At 44.6% G+C, this 801-nt stretch carries 1 protein-coding gene; it reads left to right on the forward strand.

Annotated features, from left to right (window positions below; translation table 11 throughout):
• Positions 1 to 720, forward strand: a 720-nt coding sequence (locus A3766_RS03620; RefSeq protein ID WP_156508658.1) for an MMPL family transporter, incomplete at its 5' end; no start/stop codon positions are given.
• Positions 721 to 801: the final 81 nt, after the last annotated feature.

Consider the following 801-nt stretch of genomic DNA (forward strand, 5'->3'; position numbering starts at 1 on the left):
CCTTCAGGCCTGGTTAATTCAGACTGTAGTATGACGCCAATGATCATCTTCTTGGAGGATCATGAGGCCGATACGCTTGATACTGTGATCGACACGATGGAAGACTTGATCGATCAGTACCCAAGTGAAAACTACCAGTTCTTACTTGCGGCAGGTAATGCAGGTGTTGAAGCGGCGACTAACGAGGTTATTTCCAAGGCTAAGAATGTCATGTTAGCCTCTGTTTACTCGGTCGTTAGTATTTTGTGTCTGATTACGTTCAGGTCTTTAGCTGCTGTTATTTGTATCGTTACACCTTTGGCACTTACCTCGGTTCTGTGTGAAGCGCTTATGGCTCAATTGGGTATTGGTATTAAAGTTGCGACACTTCCTGTTATTGCCTTGGGTGTGGGGATTGGTGTCGATTATGGTATCTATATCTATAGTCAGTTAGAGACTAAACTGAAACAAGGTGTGGTCTTACAAGAGGCTTACTTTCAGACGCTTAGAACGACAGGTAAAGCGGTCTGCTTTACGGGTATGACCCTTGGTTTGGGTGTATTTACTTGGATATTCTCGCCAATTAAATTCCAGGCAGATATGGGGATCCTGCTGTTCTTTATGTTCTTGTGGAACATGGTTGGCAGCTTGTGGTTGCTACCCGCGATGGCACGCTTCCTTGTTCGCCCTGATAAGATTGCTGCAAAAGAAAGAGCTAAGCTGGCAAAAGCTGCTGCTTAATCTTAAGGAGTCTAAAAACCCCGATACTCAATGAGTGTCGGGGTTTTTTCTTTTTTGGAGCCACTTAGGAATAAGGTCGCA

It is taken from the genome of Oleiphilus sp. HI0132 (genome assembly GCF_001635845.1).